Origin of the sequence: Blautia massiliensis (ex Durand et al. 2017) (assembly GCF_001487165.1) — a bacterium.
In the GTDB taxonomy this organism is placed as follows: Bacteria; Bacillota; Clostridia; order Lachnospirales; family Lachnospiraceae; genus Blautia_A; species Blautia_A fusiformis.
The window spans coordinates 1,474,838-1,498,852 of the sequence record NZ_LN913006.1 but is presented as its reverse complement, the minus strand read 5'-3'; the positions used below and the strand labels follow the sequence as shown (position 1 = coordinate 1,498,852).

Annotated in this window: 21 protein-coding genes; 20 read left to right on the top strand and 1 reads right to left on the bottom strand. The window is 45.1% G+C overall.

Annotated features, from left to right (window positions below):
* The first annotated feature begins 133 nt into the window (after positions 1 to 133).
* Genes BN3261_RS07865 through BN3261_RS07850 form a run of 4 tightly spaced genes read left to right on the top strand, consistent with a single transcriptional unit; the run spans position 134 to position 4,488 of the window.
* On the top strand, positions 134 to 1,519 hold the full coding sequence (locus BN3261_RS07865; RefSeq protein ID WP_059085935.1) for a DUF512 domain-containing protein: 1,386 nt from the start codon (positions 134 to 136) through the stop codon (positions 1,517 to 1,519).
* Positions 1,482 to 2,807 carry a ribosome biogenesis GTPase Der gene (gene der / locus BN3261_RS07860; protein WP_015525309.1) on the top strand — a complete coding sequence of 442 codons (1,326 nt, stop codon included), beginning with the start codon at positions 1,482 to 1,484 and terminating at the stop codon, positions 2,805 to 2,807. The genes BN3261_RS07865 and der overlap by 38 nt, the downstream gene beginning before the upstream one ends.
* Positions 2,808 to 2,811: 4 nt before the next feature.
* Entirely contained in the window at positions 2,812 to 3,459 is a 648-nt protein-coding gene (gene plsY / locus BN3261_RS07855) for a glycerol-3-phosphate 1-O-acyltransferase PlsY (RefSeq protein WP_059085934.1), read from the top strand.
* Between the two features lie 12 nt (positions 3,460 to 3,471).
* Positions 3,472 to 4,488 carry an NAD(P)H-dependent glycerol-3-phosphate dehydrogenase gene (locus BN3261_RS07850; protein ID WP_059085933.1) on the top strand — a complete coding sequence of 339 codons (1,017 nt, stop codon included), beginning with the start codon at positions 3,472 to 3,474 and terminating at the stop codon, positions 4,486 to 4,488.
* A 154-nt stretch (positions 4,489 to 4,642) separates the two neighbouring features.
* On the opposite strand, the gene BN3261_RS07845 is transcribed toward BN3261_RS07850, so the two are convergent.
* The gene (locus tag BN3261_RS07845; protein WP_022426672.1) at positions 4,643 to 5,470 is read right to left on the bottom strand and encodes an aldo/keto reductase; all 828 of its coding nucleotides are present in this window, start codon (positions 5,468 to 5,470) and stop codon (positions 4,643 to 4,645) included.
* Positions 5,471 to 5,816: 346 nt separating this feature from the next.
* On the opposite strand from BN3261_RS07845, the gene BN3261_RS07840 reads away from it, so the two are divergent.
* The 16 genes from BN3261_RS07840 (at position 5,817) to BN3261_RS07765 (ending at position 23,586) form a co-directional block, all read left to right on the top strand.
* Positions 5,817 to 6,197 carry a DUF8180 domain-containing protein gene (locus BN3261_RS07840; protein WP_059085932.1) on the top strand — a complete coding sequence of 127 codons (381 nt, stop codon included), beginning with the start codon at positions 5,817 to 5,819 and terminating at the stop codon, positions 6,195 to 6,197.
* A gap of 64 nt (positions 6,198 to 6,261) precedes the next feature.
* Positions 6,262 to 6,444, top strand: coding sequence for a CooT family nickel-binding protein (locus BN3261_RS07835; RefSeq protein ID WP_015525304.1), 183 nt, complete (start codon positions 6,262 to 6,264; stop codon positions 6,442 to 6,444).
* A gap of 23 nt (positions 6,445 to 6,467) precedes the next feature.
* Positions 6,468 to 7,400, top strand: a complete 933-nt coding sequence (locus BN3261_RS07830) for a methylenetetrahydrofolate reductase (protein WP_059085931.1) — start codon at positions 6,468 to 6,470, stop codon at positions 7,398 to 7,400.
* A gap of 112 nt (positions 7,401 to 7,512) precedes the next feature.
* The gene (locus BN3261_RS07825) at positions 7,513 to 8,283 is read left to right on the top strand and encodes an ATP-binding protein (protein WP_059085930.1); all 771 of its coding nucleotides are present in this window, start codon (positions 7,513 to 7,515) and stop codon (positions 8,281 to 8,283) included.
* Positions 8,284 to 8,400: 117 nt separating this feature from the next.
* Positions 8,401 to 10,293 (top strand): anaerobic carbon-monoxide dehydrogenase catalytic subunit, encoded by a 1,893-nt coding sequence (gene cooS / locus BN3261_RS07820; RefSeq protein ID WP_059085929.1) that lies wholly within the window; start codon positions 8,401 to 8,403, stop codon positions 10,291 to 10,293.
* A gap of 44 nt (positions 10,294 to 10,337) precedes the next feature.
* Entirely contained in the window at positions 10,338 to 11,111 is a 774-nt protein-coding gene (locus tag BN3261_RS07815; protein WP_015525298.1) for an ATP-binding protein, read from the top strand.
* Positions 11,112 to 11,128: 17 nt separating this feature from the next.
* Positions 11,129 to 13,258: an acetyl-CoA decarbonylase/synthase complex subunit alpha/beta gene (acsB, locus tag BN3261_RS07810; RefSeq protein WP_059085928.1), complete on the top strand. Its 2,130-nt coding sequence runs from the start codon at positions 11,129 to 11,131 to the stop codon at positions 13,256 to 13,258.
* 173 nt (positions 13,259 to 13,431) lie between these two features.
* The gene (gene acsD / locus BN3261_RS07805; protein ID WP_015525297.1) at positions 13,432 to 14,373 is read left to right on the top strand and encodes an acetyl-CoA decarbonylase/synthase complex subunit delta; all 942 of its coding nucleotides are present in this window, start codon (positions 13,432 to 13,434) and stop codon (positions 14,371 to 14,373) included.
* A gap of 21 nt (positions 14,374 to 14,394) precedes the next feature.
* Positions 14,395 to 15,741 (top strand): acetyl-CoA decarbonylase/synthase complex subunit gamma, encoded by a 1,347-nt coding sequence (gene acsC / locus BN3261_RS07800; protein ID WP_015525296.1) that lies wholly within the window; start codon positions 14,395 to 14,397, stop codon positions 15,739 to 15,741.
* Positions 15,742 to 15,851: 110 nt separating this feature from the next.
* On the top strand, positions 15,852 to 16,637 hold the full coding sequence (acsE, locus tag BN3261_RS07795) for a carbon monoxide dehydrogenase/acetyl-CoA synthase methytransferase subunit (protein ID WP_015525295.1): 786 nt from the start codon (positions 15,852 to 15,854) through the stop codon (positions 16,635 to 16,637).
* 148 nt (positions 16,638 to 16,785) lie between these two features.
* Positions 16,786 to 18,726: a corrinoid activation/regeneration protein AcsV gene (acsV, locus tag BN3261_RS07790; protein WP_015525294.1), complete on the top strand. Its 1,941-nt coding sequence runs from the start codon at positions 16,786 to 16,788 to the stop codon at positions 18,724 to 18,726.
* Positions 18,727 to 18,753: 27 nt separating this feature from the next.
* A complete protein-coding gene (locus tag BN3261_RS07785) occupies positions 18,754 to 19,416 on the top strand; it encodes a DUF3786 domain-containing protein (protein WP_059085927.1) in 663 nt (220 codons plus the stop codon).
* 98 nt (positions 19,417 to 19,514) lie between these two features.
* Complete coding sequence (locus BN3261_RS07780; protein ID WP_015525292.1) at positions 19,515 to 21,200, top strand: formate--tetrahydrofolate ligase; 1,686 nt, start codon at positions 19,515 to 19,517, stop codon at positions 21,198 to 21,200.
* Between the two features lie 98 nt (positions 21,201 to 21,298).
* Positions 21,299 to 21,928 (top strand): cyclodeaminase/cyclohydrolase family protein, encoded by a 630-nt coding sequence (locus tag BN3261_RS07775; protein ID WP_021651423.1) that lies wholly within the window; start codon positions 21,299 to 21,301, stop codon positions 21,926 to 21,928.
* A gap of 14 nt (positions 21,929 to 21,942) precedes the next feature.
* Positions 21,943 to 22,794 carry a bifunctional 5,10-methylenetetrahydrofolate dehydrogenase/5,10-methenyltetrahydrofolate cyclohydrolase gene (locus BN3261_RS07770; RefSeq protein WP_015525289.1) on the top strand — a complete coding sequence of 284 codons (852 nt, stop codon included), beginning with the start codon at positions 21,943 to 21,945 and terminating at the stop codon, positions 22,792 to 22,794.
* Between the two features lie 30 nt (positions 22,795 to 22,824).
* Entirely contained in the window at positions 22,825 to 23,586 is a 762-nt protein-coding gene (locus BN3261_RS07765; RefSeq protein WP_235812358.1) for a glucosaminidase domain-containing protein, read from the top strand.
* Positions 23,587 to 24,015: the final 429 nt, after the last annotated feature.

The following is a 24,015-nucleotide window of genomic DNA, read 5'->3' as shown; positions in this document are numbered from 1 at the left end:
TAAGTGTATGTCATTAAAAATTCTCAGTCTATTTATAACATCAGACCCACGTGTCAGTCAAGGTGTTTTCTCAAAGTGTTGATTTTTAAGAGCAAAGTTGTTATTATATACGGGATAGAAAAGGGAGATAATGATGAAATTAAGAAAACATATGATTTCCAGGGTGCTGCCCGACAGTATTGCCGAGGAGCTGGGGCTGGAGCCGGGAGACAGACTTGTGTCTGTAAACGGACAGCCTGTGGAAGATGTCTTCGATTACCGGTATCTCATGAATGAAGAGCTCGTGGTGCTTCTGGTAGAGAAGCCTGATGGCGAAGAGTGGGAGTTGGAGGTAGAGAAGGAATATGAGGAAGACCTTGGAATAGAATTTGAGAACGGAGGACTGATGGATGACTATCGCTCCTGTTCAAATAAGTGTATGTTCTGTTTTATTGACCAGATGCCGCCAGGTATGCGTGAGACGCTGTATTTTAAGGATGATGATTCCAGGCTTTCCTTTCTTCAGGGAAATTATGTTACGCTTACCAATATGAGTGAGAAGGATATTGAGCGTGTGATCCGCTATCATTTGGAACCGATCAACATTTCGTTCCAGGCAATGAATCCGGAACTCCGGTGTAAAATGCTGCATAACCGTTTTGCAGGAAAGGCCCTGGATAAGGTGGATATGCTGTACAATGCAGGAATCACCATGAATGGACAGATCGTACTGTGTAAGGGTGTCAATGACGGAGACGAGCTGGAATACAGCCTTGAAAAGCTTTCCGCTTATGCGCCGGTCCTTCAGAGCGTTTCTGTTGTACCGGTAGGACTTACCAAATACAGAGAAGGTCTCTATCCTCTGGAGCCTTTTAATAAGGAAGATGCTGAAAAAGTCCTGGGGCAGATCGAACGCTGGCAGAAGATCATGATGGAGAAATACGGGATCCATTTTATCCATGCTTCAGACGAATGGTATATTCTGGCAGACAGGGAGCTTCCCTGTGAGGATGAATATGATGGATATCTGCAGCTTGAGAATGGCGTGGGAATGCTCAGACTTCTGGAAACGGAAGTAAAAGAAACGCTGGAGGGGCTTTCCGGTGACGACCGTAAGGTGACAGGCAGGATCGCCACAGGAAAACTGGCAGCGCCTTTTATCGCACGCTATATTAAAGAGATCCAGAAGAAATATCCCAATGTGCAGATTCCGGTCACAACCATCGAGAATCGTTTTTTCGGTGAAAAGATCACAGTGTCCGGCCTGATCACCGGGCAGGATCTGAAAGAGCAGCTTTCCGGTCTTGACCTTGGAGAGAAGATTCTGATCCCGTGCAGCATGCTGAAAGGTGATGAGGAGATTTTTCTGGATGACATGACACTGGAAGAGCTTTCGGAAGCGCTGAACACAGAAATTGTAATCGTAGACACAGGAGGACGTGATCTGGTGAAAGCTGTGATCAACCCTCCGGAACATAAACAAACAAGAAGGAGACAGATTTATGAGCAAACCAGTAGTAGCGATAGTGGGAAGGCCTAATGTAGGCAAATCCACTCTGTTTAACGCTCTGGCAGGTGACAATATTTCCATAGTAAAGGATACACCAGGAGTAACCCGTGACAGGATTTATGCAGATGTCACATGGCTTGACAGGACATTTACCCTGATCGATACAGGCGGAATCGAGCCGGACAGCAGCGATATCATCCTCTCAAGAATGAGAGAGCAGGCACAGATCGCCATTGATACGGCAGACGTGATCATTTTTATCACAGATGTCCGCCAGGGTCTTGTGGATTCCGATGCCAAGGTGGCAGATATGCTCCGCCGCAGCGGCAAGCCGGTACGTCTTGTAGTTAACAAGGTAGACAGCCACCAGAAATATATGATGGACGTATATGAGTTTTACAATCTTGGAATCGGAGAACCGATCCCGATTTCCGCAGCTAACAGACAAGGTCTTGGAGACATGCTGGATGAGGTGATCAAAGAGTTCCCGGATAAGAGTGAAGAGGAAGATCAGGATGATATTCCGAAGATCGCCATTGTAGGAAAGCCGAACGTGGGAAAATCTTCTCTGATCAACAAGCTTCTTGGAGAGGAACGTGTGATCGTATCCAATATTGCAGGAACCACACGTGATGCTATTGACACAAAGGTTACCTGGAACAAAAAAGATTATATTTTTATCGATACTGCAGGACTTCGACGCAAGGGTAAGGTAAAAGAAGAGATTGAGCGCTACAGTGTTATCCGTACTGTGACAGCTGTAGAGCGTGCAGATGTGGTTGTAGTTGTGATCGATGCCTCCGAGGGCGTTACCGAGCAGGATGCTAAGATCGCGGGAATCGCTCATGACAGAGGAAAGGGTATCATTGTAGCGGTAAATAAATGGGATGCCATTGAGAAAAATGACAAGACCATCTACAAGCATACGGAAAAGATCCGTCAGATCCTTTCCTTTATGCCATATGCACAGATCATCTTTATCTCTGCAAAAACAGGTCAGAGACTTCCAAAGCTTTTCGAAAATATCGATACAGTTATCGAAAATCAGACACTTCGTATCCAGACAGGTGTTCTTAATGAGATCCTTTCTGAGGCAGTCGCTCTTCAGCAGCCGCCGTCTGACAGAGGAAGAAGACTGAAGATCTTCTATATGACACAGGTTGCGGTAAAACCGCCGACATTTGTTATCTTTGTCAATGACAAGGAACTGATGCATTTTTCCTATGTAAGATATCTGGAGAACAAGATCAGGGATGCATTTGGATTTTCCGGAACTTCCCTGAAATTTATCATCCGCGAGCGCGGGGAAAAGGAATAAAAGTATGGAACGTATTATTTGTCTTGTTATCGGTTATGTATGCGGGCTTTTTCAGACAGGCTATATTGTTGGAAAAGTCCACAAGACAGATATCAGAGAGCATGGCAGCGGAAATGCGGGTACTACGAATGCCTTCCGGACCTTTGGAAAGAAAGCGGGAGCGATCACCCTGCTGGGAGACTGCCTGAAGTGTGTACTGGCTATTGTGATCGTGAGAATGGTTTATGGAAATTCCATGAATGGTATCCTTCCGCTTCTTACCCTTTATGCAGCATTGGGATGTATCCTCGGCCACAATTTTCCGATTTCTATGGAATTTCGCGGTGGAAAGGGAATTGCTGCTTCTGTGGGTATGATCATTGCTTTTGACTGGCGGATATTTATTGTATGTGCAGTTGTCTTTTTTGCACTGTTCTTTACAACTCATTATGTATCGCTTTGCTCTCTCAGTGCATATGCGGTGGCTTTTATCCTGGTCCTGGTTTTTGGACATATGGGAAAATATGGGATGGATCAGGCGCATACTGTTGAGCTTTATATCGTGATGGCAGTTCTTACAGCAATGGCGTTCTACAGACACAGGGCAAACATTGTAAGACTGTTTCATGGAACAGAGAATAAGGTGTTTTTAAGCAGTAAGAATAAAAAATAAGAGGTAAGATTTATGGCAAAAATCAGCGTACTGGGTTCGGGGAGCTGGGGATTAGCCCTGGCACTCCTGTTGCATAATAATGGCCATGAAGTCCTTCTTTGGTCAGCAAGACCGGAGAATGCCCGAAAACTCCGGGAAAAAAGAGAAAATCCTGACAGGCTTCCGGGGGTACGGCTTCCGGATGAAATCGATGTCCTGACAGATCTGGAGCGTGCGCTTAAGGATGTGGATGTAACAGTTCTGGCAGTAGCTTCCCCGTATATCCGGAGTACTGCACACAAGATGGCATCGTTTGTGTGCAGGGACCAGAAGATCGTCAATGTTGCAAAAGGTATTGAGGAAAAGACACTGAAAACACTCAGCGAGGTGATTGAAGAAGAAATCCCGCAGGGTAATGTAGCTGTACTTTCCGGTCCAAGCCATGCGGAAGAAGTAGGACGCGGACTTCCTACAACCTGCGTGATCAGCGCACATACACAGGAAACTGCGGAATACCTTCAGAGCATTTTTATGAGCCCTGTGTTCCGCGTGTATACAACACCGGATATCCTTGGGGTGGAACTTGGCGGAGCACTGAAAAATGTGATCGCACTGGCAGCAGGTACTGCCGACGGCCTTGGATATGGAGATAATACCAAGGCGGCACTGATCACCAGGGGAATCACGGAAATAGGAAGACTTGGTAAAAAAATGGGGGCGCAGATGGAAACCTTTTACGGCCTGTCCGGGATCGGCGACCTGATCGTGACTTGTGCAAGTAAGCATAGCCGTAATCGAAAGGCCGGATATCTGATCGGCCAGGGATATACGATGGAAGAAGCTATGAAAGAAGTGCAGATGGTTGTGGAAGGTGTTTATTCTGCAAGAGCTGCAAGAGAGCTTGCGGAGAAATATGAGGTGGAGATGCCTATCATAACGGAAGTGAACCGCGTACTGTTTGAAGGAAAATCAGCAGCGGAAGCAGTAATGGACCTGATGCTGCGTGATAAAAAAGTGGAAACGCCCATGCTCCCGTGGGAAAATGCGTGAGCGGATCAGTTAAATATTTCCGGGTTTCAGATATGTGAAATGCTAAGCTGGGAATAACAGGATCGCCGTATCAACTGAAAAGAAAAAATAAAAAGATATCTGCCAGAAGATCACTTATACTCTGACAGATATCTTTTTTGCATTATTATGGAAATTAAAACTGAATATCACGGAGATCTTCTGGAACATGAGAAGTATGCAGATCTTCGTTCAGTGTATCGATGATCGCCATATCTTCATCCTCGATATTGAAGTCAAAGATGTTTCCATTGCTGCGGATTCGTTCCGGGTTGATGGATTTCGGAATGACAGAAATTCCCTTCTGTATTGCCCAGCGAAGCCCGATCTGTGCAGGAGTCCTGGCATATTTGGTCCCCAGAACACACATTACATCATTATCAAAATATGCACCTCTTGCCAGAGGAGCATAAGCCTGTACCTGAATACCGAAAGCCTTGCAGTATTCGATCAGTTCAGCAGGGTAACACAAAGGATGGCACTCAATCTGGTTTACAGCAGGAATAACCCCGGATATCTTACGAAGCTCTTCCAGATGCCGGATATCAAAATTACTGACGCCGATACTTAAAGCACGTCCAGATTCCAGAATGGATTCCAGCTCTTTCCAGGTGCTCAAATAGCAGCCGGGAACCGGCCAGTGTATCAGATAGAGATCTACATAACTGACTTTCAGACGGTCGAGACTACGGGAAAAAGCTCCCTGGACATCGCCGAGACGCTGCGCATTGTTCCAGATTTTGCTGGTGATGAAAAGATCCTTTCTGGGAACTCCGCATTTGGCAATGGCACGTCCAACGCTTTCTTCATTTTTATAAACAGAAGCGGTATCGATCATGCGGTAGCCGGCGGAAATAGCAGAAGTGACTGCTGCTTCGGCCTGTACGTCATCGGGCAACTTGTATACGCCAAGCCCCAGAAGAGGCATTTCTCTGTCGTTGTTCAGAAAAACAGTTTCTTTCAAAATAATTCCTCCTTGTATGTTCTGCTTTCCATGCTTTTGCTATTATAGCACAAAAATATGAAAGAATCACATCAATTATATTACAAAAGTGATAAAGCTTAGAGTTGGACAGACGCGCAGACCGGGTAATAAGTTGCGGTTTGGAGAGACTAACTTCGTTAAAAATGAAACAATCGAGTTAATTTACTGTCAAAGTTTTTGGAAAAATAGGAAAAACAGCATATAATTTTGGCTATATTTTATAATTATTTTCTTGATAATAACAGTGAAAAGATGTATAATAAATTTAATTGATAAATTCTTGTCATGAGAGTGTCCGCCCGGCGGATACAGGAAAGGGGTATTTATGCATTTAATCAAAGATGAGAATGGCAATCTTGTTCAGCATGGACATGCAGACAGCCATGAACATACACATGAGCACACCCATGAGGACGGTGTGACTCACAGCCATGCGGAAGGAGATAACCATTGTCATACACATGGTGATGGACACTGCGGTTCCTGCGAGAGCGGTGACTGCAAGAATGAGACTGTAGCACTTCTTACCTACATGCTGCAGCATAACGAGCATCATGCCGCAGAACTTGATCAGATGGCTGACAATCTTAAGAAGCTTAACATGGATGCAGCTGCGAAGACGATCAAAGAGGCAGTTGCAGATTTTCAGAAAGGCAATATGAGACTTGGACTTGCCCTTACACTTGTTAAGGAAGAGTTGAAATAAAAACCGACAGAATAGTTTTGACAGCATAGTGGTTAAATGATGCCACTTATTTGGAGGAATGATTATGTGTCTTGCAACAGTATATAAGGAAGAAGATAATTCTGTGATCTTTAAGAATGTAAGCCGGATCGATGTGGATGGAAATAAATTGATCCTTCGAGATATCATGGGAGATGAGCGCGTGGTAGAAGGCAGTATCCTTATGGTGGATCTTGCAAACAGCATCGTGAAACTGCAGTGTAACTGATACAAATACGTGGAGGACGATCAATGAAATTATCTGAAGCAATGAGAGAAAAAATGCTGCTTTCCTTTGAACTTTTTCCGCCAAAGACAGAAAAAGGTATGGCAAACCTGCCGGGAACCATTGAACATCTCATGAAGTATAGACCGGAGTATATTTCCTGTACATACGGTGCCGGCGGCGGAAATGTCGGTGCCAACAGGGAAGTATGCCAGATGATCAGGAATGCAGGAACTGTTCCTGTAACACACTTCACAGTGATCAAGAACACAAAAGAAGGAATCAGACAGCAGTTGGAACAGTATCTGGCAGATGGCGTTGACCATATGCTGGCACTTCGCGGAGATATTCCACTTGGTGAGACAACAACCTGTGGAGACTTCAATTATGCGACAGACCTTGTTAAATTTGTCCGTGATGAATTTGGCGATAAGTTCGAGATCGCAGTAGCCGGTTCACCGGAAGGCCATATCGCATGCAGAAGCTTGGATGCTGATATTGCTGTTTTGAGACAGAAACAGGACAATGGTGCTGATTATATCATGACCCAGCTCTGCTGGGATATGGAACAGTTTAAATACTGGTTGGACGCTATCCGCGAGGCTGGAGTGACAATGCCTGTAGATGTTGGTGTAATGCCAATCCTGGATCAGGCAGCTACCATTAATATGGCTCTTTCACGTAATGGCTGTGTAATGGACAGTGAGCTTTGCAGGCTGATCTCCAGAAACTGGCTGTTCCCGAATCCGTTTAACGCTAAAGATGCTGATGGTAAACCATTTGACATGTTCTATGAGGACAAGGTTAAACGATTCAAAGAAGAAGGAATCGAATACACCATCAGACAGATCGATGAGTATCGCGCTCTTGGTGTTGACGGTATCCATCTTTATGCATTAAACAAATGGAAAGATGTATCCGAGATCATTGACAGATCCGGACTTCGTACACTTATCTAATCATCAACGAAATAAATAAGAATTCCGGCACGATGCGGAGGTGTCAGAACAGTATCAGGCACCTCCCTTATGCGCCGGCATAACAGATATAAAATCAGGAGGTGCCCGTTTTATGGCACATGTTATTGCAGTCGCAGGAAAAGGCGGCGTTGGAAAAACTACATTATGCGGAATGCTGATCCAGTATCTCTGCGAAAAGAAAAAAGGACCTGTACTGGCGGTAGATGCAGATGCCAATTCAAATCTGAACGAGGTTCTTGGTGTAGAAGTAGATACAACTCTTGGCGATGTCCGCGAGGAGATCGCACATGCTGAGATGACAGAGAAAAGCCCAATCCCCAAAGGAATGTCCAAGGCAGATTATGCGGAGGTACGTTTTGAGGATGCTCTTGCAGAGGAAGATGATTATGATCTTCTTGTAATGGGAAGAACCCAGGGAAAAGGCTGCTATTGCTTTGTAAATGGTCTGCTTCAGGCACAGCTTGCCAAATACCAGAAAAATTATCCGTATATTGTTGTGGATAACGAAGCTGGAATGGAACATATCAGCAGAGGAATCCTTCCGAGCATGGAGACAGCAATTCTTGTAAGTGACTGCTCCAGAAGAGGCGTTCAGGCAGTTGGCAGGATCGCAGAGCTTATTAAGGAATGCGATATGAAGCCTTCCAGAGTAGGTCTTATTATCAATCGCGCGCCAAAAGCAGAACTGAATTCAGGAATCCTTGAGGAAATCCGGAATCAGGGACTCAATCTGATCGGTGTGGTACCACAGGATGAGGCAGTTTATGAATTTGACTGCGATGGTAAACCAACCGTTACTCTTCCTGAGGATAATCCGATGAGAAAAGCAGCTTTTGAAATTTTTGATAAATTAGGTTTATAACGAAATATAAACCTTTTTTTAAAAAAGAAAATAACCCATGGGTGGGGATGGGTTCCTGCCCTGGGCTTATTATAAAAAGAAAAATAAAAATAGATGTGCTATTAAAGGAGGTCTATAATGAGTGAATTCAAATTAACTACAGTGGAGGAATTTGAAGCCGCTACAGCCCGTCTTCTCGAGACAGGTGCAAAGGTAGGAGCAGATGCATGGCAGATCCGTGCAAAGAACCAGACTCCGCACTGTAAATTCGGTGAGCAGGGTATCTGCTGCCGTATCTGTGCAATGGGACCGTGTCGTATTACACCGAAGGCTCCAAGAGGAATCTGCGGATGTGATGCTCATGGTATCGTAGGAAGAAACTTCCTTAAATTTACAGCCGGTGGTGCAGCTACTCACTCCGATCATGGTCGTGAGATCTGCCATACACTGTACTGTGCAAAAGAGGGCGGAAATTATCAGGTAAAAGATCCTGAGAAACTGCTTCGCATCGCTAAAGAGTGGGGCGTGGAAACAGAAGGCAAGGATATCTATGATCTGGCTCATGAGATGGCTGAGATCGGTCTTATGGAATATGGTAAACCGTTCGGATATCAGAGATTCCTTGACAGAATGCCTGCAGGACAGAAAGAAAAACTGATCGAGAACGAAATCGCACCACGTGCTATCGACCGTGAGGTTGCAAGCTCCCTGCATATGTCTCATATGGGATGTTCATCTCTTCCGGAAGCACTTGTAAAACAGTCTATTCGCTGCGGTCTGGCTGATGGATGGGGCGGTTCCATGATGGGAACAGAGTTCTCTGATGTATTATTCGGAACTCCGAAGCCACTTGATACAGAGGCTAACCTTGGAGTAATGGTTGAAGAGAACGTAAACATTGTTGTACACGGACATGATCCGAGTCTTTCTGAGATGATCTGTGAGTATGCAGACAGCAAAGAAATGATCGATTATGCAAAATCTGTAGGAGCAAAAGGAATCACCGTTTCCGGTGTGTGCTGTACTTCTAACGAGGTAGCTATGCGTCGTGGTGTTCCGATGGCTGGTAACTTCCTGCAGCAGGAGAACGTAGTACTGACAGGTGCCTGCGAGGCAATCGTAGTTGATGTTCAGTGTATCTTCCCTGCATTAGGACCTCTGAGCAAATGCTTCCATACTAAATTTGTTACAACTTCTCCGATCGCTCAGATGCCGGATTCTGAATTTATCAGATTCAACGCTGAGACAGCAGGAGAAAATGCAAAAGCAATCGTTAAGATGGCTATCGATAACTTCAAGAACAGAAAACCTGAGCTTGTACATATCCCACAGCTGAAACAGAAAGCTACTGTTGGTTATTCAGTAGAAGCGATCGTTAAAGTTCTTGATGGTGTTACAAACTCTCAGGTTGATGTAACAGGAACAACCAAACCATTACTTGAGTGCATCACTTCCGGTGTTATCCGTGGTGCTGTCGCTATGGTTGGATGTAACAATCCTAAGATCCGTCCTGACTATGCACATATCGAACTGATGAAGAAGTGTATCGCAAATGATATTATTATCATCGCTTCCGGATGTTCCGCACAGGCAGCTGCTAAAGCTGGTCTGATGGACAAATCCGCAAGAGATCTCTGCGGTGCAGGTCTGAAACGTGTCTGTGAGCTGGCTGATATCCCACCAGTACTTCATATGGGATCCTGCGTAGATATCTCCCGTATGATGATCCTGGCTGCTGAACTTGCAAAAGATGCAGGACTTCAGATCAATCAGCTTCCGGTAGTAGGATGTGCTCCTGAGTGGATGTCTGAAAAAGCTGTATCCATCGGTAACTACGTAGTTGGTACTGGTATTGATACATTCCTTGGCGTTGATCCATATGTTTCCGGTTCTTCAGAAATGTGCGAACTTCTTACAGAGGGAACAAGAAAATGGACAGGTGCTGCTTACACAGTAGAGACAGACATCGAGAAATTAGTTGATCTTATGATCGAGAGAATTGAAGAGAAGAGAACAGCATTAGGAATCTAATCCGTTGCGATCTTTAAAATGTTATAAAAGGTGGAAGACGTAAAATGAAAATAGCAGTAACCGGTAAAGGCGGAGTAGGAAAGACAACTTTCGCAGCAACACTTGCAAGACTATACGCAGATGAGGGAAAAAAAGTCCTTGCGGCGGATGTGGATCCGGATGCGAACCTGGGTCTTGCCCTTGGATTTGACGAGGAAACCTTGGATTCTATTGTTCCAATCTCAAAAATGCGTAAGCTCATAGAAGAACGCACCGGAGCCAACAGCCAGAATCAGTTTTATAAACTGAACCCAAAGGTAGACGATATTCCGGATACTTATGGAAAAACCTGTAATGGCGTAAAGCTGCTTGTCCTTGGAACTGTGGAAACAGGTGGAGGCGGATGCGTCTGTCCTGAACATGTGATGCTTAAAAGAGTGATCAATAACCTTGTGATCCACAGAGATGATGTGGTGATCATGGATATGGAGGCCGGCCTGGAACATCTGGGCCGGGGCACCACGGAGAGCATGGATGAATTTATTGTAGTGATCGAACCAGGGGCAAGAAGTGTACAGACATATAAGAATGTTAAACGTCTTGCAAAGGATCTGGGAGTTTCTCAGGTTAAGGTCGTGGCCAATAAGGTAAGAAATCCGGAGGATGAGGAATTTATCCGGAGTAAGATTCCGGCAGAGGATCTGCTTGGAATGATCCACTACAATACAGAAGTTATAGATGCTGATCGTCAGGGAAAATCTCCCTACGATTTCAGTGAAACTGTAACAGCTGAAATCAGAAAAATCAAAGACAAAATTGATCAGAATTCAATTCTGTAAAAATAGGAGGTATTACAGTGACTTTATTTGATAGAGTATTCGGCGGAAACGATGCTGTATATGGTTTAACAGAGGGTGCTATTGACGGCGCGATCGCTCAGTATGGCGAAGACAAAGCTGTCAGCTTCCCGAATACCGCTTACAGCCTTCCTTGCTACTATGCTGTAACAGGAACAAAAGTTACAACATTAAAAGAATTAAAAGAAGCTCTTGGCGTTGTAAAAACACTTATGACAAGAGAGAAAAGACTGAACGATGCATTCATGTCCGGTGTTGCTACAGCACTCTGCGCAGAGTTCATCGAGGTTCTGAAATATATCGACGGAGCAACTCCTTACGAAGAGCCATGCTATGGACATCTTGGTGATGCTGTTATCCGTGAGCTCGGTGTACCGCTTGTAACAGGCGATATCCCAGGCGTTGCTGTTATCCTTGGTGCTGCTCCTACTACAGAAGAGGGTGTTGCTCTTGTAAAGAGCTATCAGGCACAGGGTATCCTGGTAACACTTGTTGGCGGAATCATTGATCAGGTTGCAGAAGCCGGAATGAAGACAGGTGCCAACGTTCGTGTTATTCCTCTTGGAAAAGATGTTACATCTGTTGTTCATGTAGTTTCCGTTGCGATCCGTGCAGCTCTGATCTTCGGTAACGTAACACCTGGAGATGCAGGAACACTTATGAAATACACAATGGATCGTGTACCGGCATTTGTTAACGCATTCAAACCTCTGGATGATGTGATCGTAGCATGCGGTGCAGGCGCTATCGCACTTGGATTCCCGGTTGTTACAAATGAGACAGAGAATATCTTCCGTGTACCGAAGAGCCTTATCGTTCAGGAGGACGTAAGCAAATTCAACGCTACTTCCCTTGAGGCACGTGACATTAAGATCAAAATTACAAATATCGATATTCCGGTTGCTTTCGCATCTGCATTCGAGGGTGAGATCATCCGTCGTAAAGATATGCAGGTTGAGTTCGATGGTTCCCGTGTAGACTGTGCAGAGCTTGTACAGACCTGCGATGCTTCTGAGATCGAGGATCACAAGATCACAGTAATCGGACCTGAAGTAGATGAGATGGAATTCGGCAGCAAGAACAGCATTGCATATGTTGTTAAAGTTGCAGGTAAGAATATGCAGTCTGACTTTGAGCCGGTTATCGAGCGTAAATTCCACAACTACATCAACTGTATCGAGGGTGTATACCATACAGGACAGCGTGATATGCAGCGTATCCGTATCAGCATTGAGGCATTTAATGCAGGCTTCAGAATCAAACATATCGGTGAGGTTCTTTATGCATCTGTTAAGAATGAGTTCGATGCGGTTGTTGATAAATGTGAGGTTGTTATCTATACAGATCCTGCTGAGTGTACAAGAATCCGTCATGAGGTTGCAATTCCGATCTTTGACAAACGTGATGAGCGTCTTGATACTCTGACAGATGAGTCTGTTGACGTATATTACAGCTGTATCCTTTGCCAGGCATTCGCACCAAGCCACGTATGTGTAGTAACACCTGAGAGACTTGGTCTTTGCGGTGCGGTTTCATGGCTGGATGCAAAAGCTACACATCAGCTTGACCCAGCTGGTCCTTGCCAGATCATCACAAAAGAGCGTCCGATCGATGAGAATCTTGGTTCTTATGAGGACGTTGATGAGGCAGTTCAGAAATTCTCCCAGGGTGCTCTGGAGCACGTTACACTGTACTCCATCATGCAGGATCCGATGACTTCCTGCGGATGCTTCGAGTGTATCTGTGGTATCGAGCCATTCTCCAACGGTGTTGTTATTGCTAACCGTGAGTATGCAGGCATGACACCACTTGGAATGACATTCCCTGAGATGGCATCCATGACAGGTGGTGGAGTTCAGACACCTGGATTCATGGGACATGGTAAACATTTCATTTCCTCCAAGAAGTTCATGAAGGCTGAGGGCGGTATCGAGCGTATCGTATGGATGCCGAAAGAACTGAAAGAATTCGTAGCTGACAGACTTAATAAGACTGCAAAAGAGCTTTACGGAATCGATAACTTTACAGACATGATCGGTGATGAGACGATCGCAGAAGATCCGGAGACACTGGTTGCATTCCTTACAGAAAAAGGACATCCGGCTCTCGGACTTGATCCGATGATGTAATTTATCAGGGAGAAAGGATGTGCGGACATCCTTTCTCCTGTAAACTGTTAAAAAGTTTGTTGATTTTTTAACAGAAATATAGTGCTGCATCTTGCCAATAACTGGTGCTATGTAGTATAATATAAGAAGCTCTGTAGTTTTTTAATTATTATTTTTAAGGAGGCTAACGAAAAATGCCGTTTAATCAGAAACCACAAAAGTTCAATGCAAAGATTAATGCTGTCACAATCGGAAGCGGAGATAAGACTGTGACAATTGGTGGGGATTGTACATTCCCATTTTATTCCTTTGACGCAGAGTCAGAGAACTGCCCGAAGATCGGTGTAGAGATCTCTGATATGGGTCTTGAGGGCGTATCTGAAGGTATCAAAGCTTACTATGAAGGCGCTACTACAATGGCTGACATTGCTAAGAAAGCTGCAGCTATGGAGGGTGCTGACTTTGTTGCACTTATTCTTGAGGGCGGCGACCCGAACGGTGTTAACAAATCTATCGATGAGCTGATCGCAGTTGTTAAAGAAGTTGCAGATGCAGTTGACTGTCCACTGGTTGTAGAGGGCTGCAAGAATGTTGAGAAGGATGCAGAGCTCCTTCCGAAGGTTGCAGAGGCTCTTCAGGGCAGAAATGCACTGATCCTTTCCGAGAAAGAGGAGAACTACAAAGCAATCGGTGCAGCAGCAGGTCTTGCTTACAATCAGATCGTAGGCGCTGAGTCTGCCGTTGATATCAACCTTGCTAAACAGCTTAACGTTGTTACTACACAGCTTGGTGTAGATGCTAAGAAGATCGTTATGAATATCGGTAGTGCAGCAGTTGGTTATGGATATGAGTACGTAGTATCTACTATGGACCGTATCAAAGGTGCCGCTTTAGGGCAGAATGATAACATGCTGCAGATGCCTATTATTACACCTGTATCCGCTGAGACATGGAATGTTAAAGAGGCAATGGCTTCTGAAGCAGACATGCCGGCATGGGGACCACAGGACGAGCGTGGAATCGACATGGAAGTTGAGACAGCAGCAGCTGATCTTGCAGCTGGTTCTGATGCAGTTATCTTAAGACATCCGGAATCTGTTAAGACAATTTCCAAGCTGATCAAAGCACTTGCGTAATAAATAGGAGGATAAAGAGCTATGGCACTGAATGGTATTCAGATCTTTAAATTAACACCAAAGAAAAACTGTAAGGAATGTGGATGCCCTACATGTATGGCTTTCTCTATGAAAGTTGCACAGGGCGCTATGAAAATTGAGCAGTGTCCTCATATGTCCGAGGATGCATTAGCATCTCTTTCTGAGGCAACTGCACCGCCAATGAAAACTATCAAGATCGGAACAGGCGATGGAGAGTTTACACTTGGTGGAGAGACTGTTCTTTTCAGACATGAGAAGACATTTGTAAGCAAAACAAGATATGCCGTATCACTTTGCACATGCATGAGTGATGAAGAAGTAGAAGCAAAACTTGCAGAGATCCCACACGTTGACTATGATCGTATCGGTGAGAGAATGCATGTAGAGCTTGTGTATGTAAACTGCGATGAGAATGCAGATGCTGCAAAATTTACAGCACTTGTAGAGAAGGCTAAAGGTCTTGGAAGAACACTGATCCTTGGCTGTACAGATCCTGAGATCGCAAAAGCTGCCCTTGAAGTATGTAAGGACGGCAAACCGGTTCTTAACGGAGCAAACGCTTCCAACTACGAGGCAATGAGCAAGGTTGCTACAGATGCAGGCGTAGTTCTCGGTGTATCCGGTAAGGACATCAATGAATTATATGATACTACAGCAGCTATTGAGAAACTTGGCAACAAGAATCTCGTACTTGATACAACAGGAGCTGACATCAAAGAGACCTTTGCAAATACTGTACAGGTTCGTCGTGCAGCTCTTAAGAATCAGGACAGAACATTTGGTTATCCTTCTATCGTTAACCTTGTTAAACTTGCGAAGGGTGACAAACATTTACAGGCAGCACTTGCTTCCATGTTTACTATGAAATATGGTTCTATCATCGTTATGGAGCAGATGACATATGCAGAGGCACTTCCGCTGTTCGGTCTTCGTCAGAACGTATTTACAGACCCGCAGAAGCCAATGAAGGTAGAACCGGGCATTTATCCTCTGAACGGAGCAGACGAGAATTCTCTCGTTGTAACAACAGTAGACTTTGCTCTTACATATTTCGTAGTATCTGGCGAGCTGGAGCGTTCCGGTGTTCCGCTTAACCTGGTGATCAATGATGCAGGCGGACTTTCCGTACTTACATCCTGGGCAGCAGGTAAATTCTCCGGAAACAGCATCTCCGAGTATATCAAAGAGAATGTTGAGCCGAAGGTTAAATGCAGAAGACTGGTTATTCCTGGTAAAGTAGCAGTTCTTAAGGGCGATCTTGAGGCTAAGCTTCCTGGATGGGAGATCATCGTAGGACCAAGAGAAGCAGTACAGCTTGTGAAATTCTTAAAAGACCTTGATGCATAAACTTAAGGTTTAAGAAATCAGCTGTCCGGCAATATCGCCGGCAGTTATAAACGGCTGTGCAGGTTTGCTGCACAGCCATATCCTACTAATATGTAAAGGAGAACACGAGTATGGCAAAATTTGTAACAATTGGGGAGAGACTTTCAACAACAGCACCGGCAGTAAATAAAGCATTTACTGAGAGAGATCCTGAGCCGATCATCAAAAGAGCAAAACAGCAGCTTGATGCGGGCGCTACATATCTTGATGTAAACATCGGACCGGCTGAGAACGATGGAGAGGACCTTATGAAATGGGCAGTACAGCTCCTTCAGTCTGAGTTTGACAATGTTCCGCTTGCTCTGGATACTACAAATCAGAAAGCTATTGAGGCTGGTATTTCCGTATACAACAGAAGCAAAGGTAAACCGATCGTAAACTCTGCAGATGCTGGAGACAGAATTTCCAATATCGACCTTGCAGCAGCTAACGATGCGATCTGTATCGCACTTTGCTCTTCCGGTATGGTTGCATCAGACAATGACGAGCGTATGATGCACTGCCAGAACATGCTTGAGAGAGGCCTTGGCCTTGGTATGGAAGCAGAGGATCTCTGGTTTGATCCGCTTTTCCTGGTTGTAAAAGGAATGCAGGACAAACAGATGGAAGTTCTTGAGGCAATCAAGATGTTCTCCGAGATGGGTCTGAACTCCACTGGCGGTCTTTCCAACAACAGTAACGGTATGCCAAAACATATCCGTCCGATCATGGACTCTGCTCTTGTAGCTATGGCTATGATGAATGGTCTTACATCTGCAATCGTTAACCCTAACGACCTTCGTCTTATGGAGACAATCAAATCCTGTGACGTATTCAAGGGTAACACACTTTACGCAGATTCTTACCTTGAGATCTAATTTGGCGTGTGAACAAAACAGGAGCGCTGTTTCAGAGGCTGGGGGCTTCGGCCTTCAGCCTCTTTTTTACTAATATAGTTTAGTCTAACTCCCAACGCCACAGGTGGAAGACGAATAACTTTTACGAGGCGAGAAAGGTGGTTGCCGAATGTTTAAGGTGACTTTTGCTTTTGAAAATGGCAGTACGGTAGAAGCATTTGCCAATGCGGGGGATAATTTACTGGAGGTTGCTCGTAGTGCCAATGTGGCTATCGATGCACCATGTTCCGGAAACGGAGCCTGTGGAAAATGTCGGGTACAGTTAAAAAGCGGAGAACTGGACTCAAAGAAAACTCTTCATATTTCGGATGAAGAATATGGCGCAGGCTGGCGTCTGGCCTGTATGAGCAAGATCAGTGCAGATGTGGAGGTTCTTGTTCCGGATATTGCATCCGCATATAAGAGCCGAATGAAAGTGGCTGATTTGAGCTCAAAAGAAGAAATCGCTATTTTTGAAAATGCCAAGCATGAAGTTGAGATGGCTGGCATAGAACTTACAAACAGTCTTGATGTTGTGGAACTTCAGATGGATATTCCATCACTGGATGATACCATGCCGGATAATGAAAGACTGACCCGTGCACTTCAGAAGTTTATGAACCTGAAGCGTGTCAGAATTCCGTATGCGGTGCTTAAGAAGCTTCCAGATGTACTTCGTGAGAGTAAATTCTCTGTGAAGTGCGTGGTTCGTACAGCACCAAATGACATGTATGTTTATGATATTTTTGACAGTAAGAAAGATGTTGTGATCGGTGGTCTTGCTGTAGATATCGGTACCACAACCGTTTCGGCAGTCCTGATCAATATGGAAACAGGAGAGATCCTGGCCAAGAGTTCTTCCGGAAACGGACAAATCCGTTTTGGTGCGGATGTTATCAACCGTATCATCGAATCTCAGAAACCTGGCGGAAAGAAGAAACTTCAGGATGCGGTGATCAAAGAGACCATTAACCCGATGATCCATGAGATGTGTAGAAGTATTCATTTCCCGGAGAAACAGATCTATCGGATGTGTGTTGCTTCTAATACAACCATGAATCATCTGTTTGCAGGGATCAATGCGGATCCGCTTCGTATGGAACCGTATATTCCTACGTTTTTCAAAACAAATTCCTTGTTTGCATCGGATGTGGGAATTGAGATCAATCCGGATGCACATATTATCATGGCTCCGAATATCGGAAGCTATGTAGGTGGAGATATCACTGCCGGTACACTGGTAAGTATGATCTGGAACAGACCGGAATTTTCTCTGTTTATCGACCTTGGTACTAACGGAGAGCTTGTATTCGGTAATTCCGATTTTATGATGAGCTGTGCATGTTCCGCAGGTCCTGCCTTTGAGGGTGGAGATATCAGCTGCGGTATGCGTGCTACAGACGGTGCTATTGAGGCATGTACCATTGATAAAGAAACTATGGAGCCGACATATAAGGTTGTAGGTGAACCTGGAACCAAACCGGTAGGACTTTGCGGTTCCGGTATCATTGATGTGATCAGTGAACTTTTTATGACAGGAATCATCAATCCGAAGGGAAAATTTGTCCGTGAGGGCAAAAGAATCCGTCACGATCATTATGGCATGGGAAGTTATGTGATCGCGTTTGAAGAGGAAGCCGGTTCTGCCAAGGATGTTGAGATCACAGAAGTAGATATTGATAATTTTATCCGTGCCAAAGGTGCTATTTTCTCTGCAATCCGTACTATGCTGAATTCTCTTGATTTCGATGTTTCCATGATCGATGACGTATATGTTGCCGGTGGAATCGGAAGCGGGATCAATATGGCTAATGCAGTACATATCGGAATGTTCCCGGATATCCCTCTTGAGAAGTTCCATTACATTGGTAACTCTTCTCTGACGGGTGCTTATCTGATGCTTCATTCCACATCAGCAGAGAAGAAAACCTATGAACTGGCTTCAAATATGACTTACCTGGAGCTTTCTACAGTTCCTACCTATATGGATGAGTTTGTAGGTGCATGCTTTATTCCGCATACGGACACAAATCTGTTTCCGTCTGTTATGGAAGAACAGCAGAAGAGATAAAGCAGACTAAAACAGCAGAGGTAAAACATGGCTTTTAGTATAAATGACTTGAATTATGAAAAAGACAGCAAAGAAAGAATGCCCTGGGAGCATTATACAGAGGAGTTCGCTAAGGCAGACCCGGCAGAAATTGCCGGACGTCTTTCACTTCCTTATGACGAAGAGAAGAAAGAATTGACTCTGAAATTCCTGGGAAGCGTTTATTATATTTCCTGGCCGGATTTTCAGGTAACTCATAAGGAAGATGATGCGGGATTTTATCCTCTTGAGGAAATGCATTATGCAAAGATCCTTGCTATCCGTTTTCTGCTGAACGGGAATGTATCTCAGGGAAGCGGAAGGTTTAAAACATACAGGGAAATGCCCTGGGGAGAGGTTTATCTCCGTCAGTTTGATGGCAGGTGCATCAAACGCCTGGCTTTCACATACGGAAACAGACTTAAGGATTTCAAGGAGATCATGGAACACATCCATGCGGTTCCCGTGGATCATGGAGATATTGCATACCAGGTGGAGATCTTTCCAGGATATGTAGTTCAGATGATCCTCTGGGAGGGGGATGATGAATTTCCGCCGTCCTCACAGATCTTGTTTTCTGATAATTTTCCGGTTTCCTTTGCGGCTGAGGATATGGCCGTTATGGGAGACGTTATCATTGGGTCTTTAAAGGCATTTCTGAAATGTCTTTAAAAATGAAAAATAGTTAAGAACAGGATGGGACCTGTTTTTATAGAGATGCAGTTTTAAGGGATTAAAAACTGTAAAAATACCTAAAGGGAGGTAACATTATGGGATTTAAAAGTGACATCGAAATTGCACAGGAGTGCGAAATGCTTCCAATTACACAGATTGCAGAGAAGGCAGGTATTGACGACAAATATCTGGAGCAGTACGGTAAGTACAAAGCAAAAATTGATTACAATCTGTTAAAAGAGAGTGACAAGAAAGATGGTAAGCTGATCCTCGTAACAGCTATCAACCCGACACCTGCAGGAGAGGGAAAAACAACAACAACCGTTGGTCTTGCAGATGCAATGCAGAAAATGGGCAAAAAAGTAATGGTAGCTCTTCGTGAGCCATCCCTCGGACCGGTATTCGGTGTAAAAGGTGGTGCAGCAGGCGGCGGTTATGCACAGGTAGTTCCGATGGAGGATATCAACCTTCACTTTACCGGTGACTTCCATGCGATCGGTGCGGCAAACAACCTTCTTGCAGCAATGATCGACAACCATATCTTCCAGGGTAATGACCTGAACATTGACCCGAGAAAGATCACATGGAGACGTTGCGTGGACATGAACGACCGTCAGCTTCGTAATGTAGTAGATGGTCTTGGCGGAAGAACAAACGGTATGCCTCGTGAAGACGGATACGACATTACAGTTGCATCTGAGATCATGGCAGTTCTTTGCCTCGCAAGTGACATCAAAGACCTGAAAGAGAGACTTTCCAGAATCATCATCGGATATACCTATGGTAAAGTTTCCGAGCAGAAACCGGTAACAGCTGGTGATCTTCATGCAGAGGGTGCTATGACAGCACTTCTGAAAGATGCCCTGAAACCAAACCTTGTACAGACACTGGAGCATGTTCCTGCAATCGTACACGGCGGACCATTCGCAAACATCGCTCATGGATGTAACTCCGTAACAGCTACAAAGATGGCTATGAAACTTGCAGATTATGCTATCACAGAGGCTGGATTCGGTGCTGACCTTGGTGCAGAGAAATTCCTTGACATCAAGTGTCGTATGGCAGGCCTTCATCCAAGCGCAGTTGTTATCGTAGCTACTGTTCGTGCACTGAAATACAACGGTGGTGTTCCGAAGGCAGATCTGAACAACGAGAACCTTGAGGCTCTTGAGAAAGGTCTTCCAAACCTTCTGAAACATGTAAGCAATATCAAGAATGTATACAAACTTCCATGTGTAGTTGCTATCAATGCATTCCCGACCGATACCAAGGCAGAGCTTGACCTGGTTGAGGCAAAATGTAAAGAGCTTGGCGTTAACGTTGCACTTTCCGAGGTATGGGCAAAAGGCGGCGAAGGCGGCATGAAGCTTGCTGAGGAAGTAATCCGTCTTGTTGAGGAGCCGAATGACTTCACATATGCTTATGAGCTTGAGGGATCCATCGAGGATAAACTGAATAACATCGTACAGAAAGTTTACGGTGGTAAGAAAGTTGTTCTTACAGCAAATGCTCAGAAACAGGCAAAACAGCTGGAAGCACTTGGATTTGGCAACTGCCCGATCTGTGTTGCTAAGACACAGTACAGTCTGACTGATGATCAGACAAAACTTGGTGCACCGACAGACTTTGAGGTAACAGTACGTAACCTGAAGATTTCCGCAGGTGCAGGATTCATCGTTGCTCTGACAGGTGAGATCATGACTATGCCAGGTCTCCCGAAAGTTCCGGCAGCAACCAAGATCGATGTAGATGAGACAGGTAAGATCACAGGTCTCTTCTAATCGGAACATAAGATCAAAAACAACCGGAGGGGGCTTTTTATAAAGCCCCCAATGGGCTCTAAAGAGTGCTAAAATAAGAATATAAGGAGGAGAGTCCTATGGGATTTTCTACCAGTACATGTACTGAATTTGTCGAGGTATTAAGCTCCAAGGCACCGGTTCCAGGCGGCGGCGGTGCATCTGCCCTTGTAGCTGCTGTTGGTACAGCTCTTGGAAACATGGTTGGAAGCCTTACTGTCGGTAAGAAAAAATATGCAGATGTAGAAGATGAAATGTGGGAGCTGAAAAAGAAATGTGATCAGCTTCAGAAAGATTTCCTTCATCTGATCGAGAGAGATGCGGAAGTTTTTGAGCCTCTTTCCAAGGCTTACGGAATGCCGAGAGAGACAGAAGAAGAGAAGGCTGAGAAGGCTCGAGTAATGGAAGCTGCCCTCAAGGAAGCATGCTCTGTTCCTATGGAGATCATGGAGAAATGCTGCGAGGCTATTGAACTTATCGTTGAGTTCGGAGCAAAAGGTTCTAAGCTTGCAATCAGTGATGCTGGTGTAGGTGCTGCATTCTGCAAAGCAGCTCTTAAGGGAGCAAGCCTGAATGTGTACATTAACACAAAATCTATGGCTGACCGTGCGTATGCAGAGGAATTAAACAAAAAAGCAGACGCTATGCTTGAGAAATATACAAAGATCGCAGACGAGACATTTGACAGTGTTCTCGGAAGACTGAAATAGGAGGAACCAGACAAATGGCAAAGCAGTTATTAGGTAAAGAAGTAACAGCGGCTCTCAATGAAAAGATCAAAGCGAACGTTGCAGAGCTTCAGGCAAAAGGTGTAGATCCTACACTTTGCATTATCCGTGTTGGTGAGAATCCAAGCGATATTTCCTATGAGAGAGGTGCTACAAAGCGCTGTGAGACTCTTGGTGTTGCATGTGAGAAAATCCTTCTTCCGGAGGATGTTTCCCAGGATGAGCTTCTTGCAACCATCGATAAAGTAAACAAAGATGATAAGATCCATGGAGTTCTTCTGTTCCGTCCGCTGCCAAAACATCTGGATCAGGCAGTGATCGAGAATGCACTTGCAGCAGAGAAGGATGTTGACTGTATGACAGATCTTTCCATGTCTGGTGTATTTACAGGCAAGAAGATCGGATTCCCGCCATGTACACCGCAGGCATGCATGGAGATCCTTGATCACTATGGAATCGACTGCACAGGCAAAAAAGCGGTTGTTATCGGAAGAAGTCTTGTAGTTGGTAAACCGGCTGCCATGATGCTTGTTAAGAAAAATGCGACAGTAACGATCTGCCATACAAGAACCGTTGATATGCCGTCTGTTGCAAAAGAAGCGGATATTGTCATCGTTGCAGCTGGTCGTGCTGGTGTTGTCGGCGCTGATTATGTCAGAGAGGGACAGACTATTATCGATGTTGGTATCAATGTCAATGCAGAGGGCAAGCTTTGTGGTGATGTTGATTATGCGGCAGTTGAGCCAATCGTTGATGCGATCACACCGGTTCCTGGCGGAGTAGGAAGTGTTACAACTTCTGTTCTTGTAGGTCATGTGGTTGAAGCTGCAATGAGAAAAGCGCAGTAATAACAGTAATAAAGGATTGATCATTTATATATGTACAGATTCCGAATTAGTTTTTGTTTACGGATGATGGTACTTGCAGGCGTTCTGGTGTTCGGAACGCCTGCAGGTGTTTTGGCAGAGGAAGCGGATCATTCTATGGAGGGTCAGATTTCGAAGCCTCAGTCATCTGGAGAGAGTGATACAGAGGGTTTTGTGGATGATTCCACAGATAATACTTATGGATATTATACGATCATGGGGTGTACCACAGTGGATGCGGAGGATATGGTAGTGCAGTATGAGGCGCAGAATGTGGAGTATCCTTCCGGCATCCTGACGGAGGGTGGTGCACCGGATATTGATACGTTTTGCACGATTGTGATAGAGGAAGCGGATGCGGAGGGCGTCCGTGGAGAGGTTGTTTTTGAGCAGGCCATGCTTGAGACCGGATGGCTTCAGTTTGGTGGGGATGCCAGTGCGGGGCAGTTTAATTTTTCGGGGCTGGGAACTACCGGTGGTGGTGTTGCCGGTAATTCTTTTCCTGATGTAAGGACGGGGATCCGGGCGCAGGTGCAGCATCTGAAGGCTTATGCTTCTTCGGAGGAGTTGAACCAGGCTTGTGTGGATAATCGGTTCCAGTATGTTTCCCGTGAGAGTGCGCCTTATGTGGAGTGGCTTGGGATCCAGGAGAATCCTTATGGTGGCGGATGGGCCGCCGGGAGAAGTTATGGATATAAGCTTAGGAGTCTTCTGGCGGAGTTGAAGGGGGAGGAGTATACTTGGCCGGAGAGTACGGAGACGGTGGAGAAGTAGTGGTGGTGGCGAACGGGACGGCCCGGAAGGGAGTGCGGTTCTGTCCGCGGCCGGGCTTCGTCGGCGGCTGGATCTAAGGCGCCGGGATTCTGCTAAAACCATTTTCCAAAAGCCAGAACTCGCGGCTTTTTGCCGCTCAGACAGCTGGCTTTTGAAAAATAACGCAGAAGTCCCGCCGCCTTAGATCCAGCACACCTCCTGCAGAGTCGTCCGCAGACAGTACCGCACTCCCTTCCGGGCCTGTGCGTTGGTTGGGGTAAGTTGTCTGGCTAAACGATAGGATGTGGATGAGGGATGGAGGCGGGCTTTGCCCTGTCCTGGTTGATAAAATAATGGAGATGCAACCTTGAAGATTAAAGATCTAGGTTGCATCTCCGTTTTTTATTCAATCAAATTGAAATATTGGGGGAATTATATAGTGGAATATTT